At 62.0% G+C, this 1,213-nt stretch carries 1 protein-coding gene; it reads right to left on the reverse strand.

Translation table 11 applies throughout. The features are described from left to right. Positions 1-12 precede the first annotated feature (12 nt). Entirely contained in the window at positions 13-1,119 is a 1,107-nt protein-coding gene (locus RZ1_RS29390; RefSeq protein ID WP_238072548.1) for an IS630 family transposase, read from the reverse strand. Positions 1,120-1,213 lie beyond the last annotated feature (94 nt).

Raw genomic sequence — 1,213 nt, forward strand, 5'->3', positions numbered from 1 at the left:
GCTAGTGCCTCGTCACGCAACCTTGGCCGGGTAATGCGGGTACTCGGTCCACGACCGGATCGGTGAGTCGGGAGCGAATCGGGTTTTCGGTTCGGCACGGGCATTGCGCCACCGCATATACGCCGCGATCGCAGCGTTCTGCTCGGTGTGGCTGCGATGATCGGTGCCGTTGAGCGCGAAGTACCGCAAGGCGGCGAACTCGGATTCGATCCAGTTCAGCCACGACCCGTAGGTCGGCAGAAACACCAACTCGACATCATTGTCCTCAGCCCACCGGCGGACGGTCAGGTGCCGGTGCGGGGAGAAGTTGTCGAGCACCACATACAACTTCTCCCCGGGCCACCTGGCCCGCAACACCTTGAGAAACCCCAGGAACTCACCAGCCCTTTTCCGGGGACGGATGCGGTAATGCATTCTGCCGCTCGACAAATCGAGTGCGGCGAGCATGTGCATCACCCCGTCGTAGCGGTGATACGTCGCCCGCAACCGTGCAGGACGGGTGGCCGGCCGCCACGATTTCCCTTTCCGTGGCTGCAGGTTCAGTGGACCGAATTCGTCGACACAGACAACCCGGCCGTCGGCCGGCGGGTTGTCGTAGAGGGCGAGGATCGTGTGCATCTTGACCAGGAAATCCGGGTCGGTCGAGGCCTTCCACGTCGTGGTGGACTGCCAGGTGACCTTGCCCTCGCGCAGGATGCGGCGCAGTGTCTCGCGGCTGATGGCCGGCACGATCTTCTTCGCGATCAGGTGCTCGGCAAGTTTGGCCAGGCTCCAGGTGGAGAACGCGGTGATCTTCCAATCGGAGGGGGACGTCCGGGCGATCAAGCAGATCCGCTCACGGGTCTGCTCATCGATCGTCTTCGGCCGTCCCCCGTTCCATTTTGGGTGCAACGCCTCGAATCCCTGCTCGTTGAACGCGTGGATCACATCACGGACGTAATCGTCGCTGACCTGCATCAACGAGGTGATGTCCTTGACGCTTTGACCTTGCGCGGACATCAGCACCACGATGGCTCGTCGTAGCTTGATCGGGTCCTTGGCGGTGCGGCTGATCTTCTGTAGCCGTCGTCCTTCCTCCATGGTCAACGTTCGGACGAACACGCTGGGTTGACGTGCCACGACCACCTCCTTGTATCGACTCGGAGACAGTCTGCCGCGAACCTCACCTCGACCCTGGGGTTACCCGGTCAACAATCCATGACGAACCACTAGC

Origin of the sequence: Rhodococcus zopfii NBRC 100606 = JCM 9919 (genome assembly GCF_001895025.1) — a bacterium.
Taxonomy (GTDB): Bacteria; Actinomycetota; Actinomycetes; order Mycobacteriales; family Mycobacteriaceae; genus Rhodococcus; species Rhodococcus zopfii.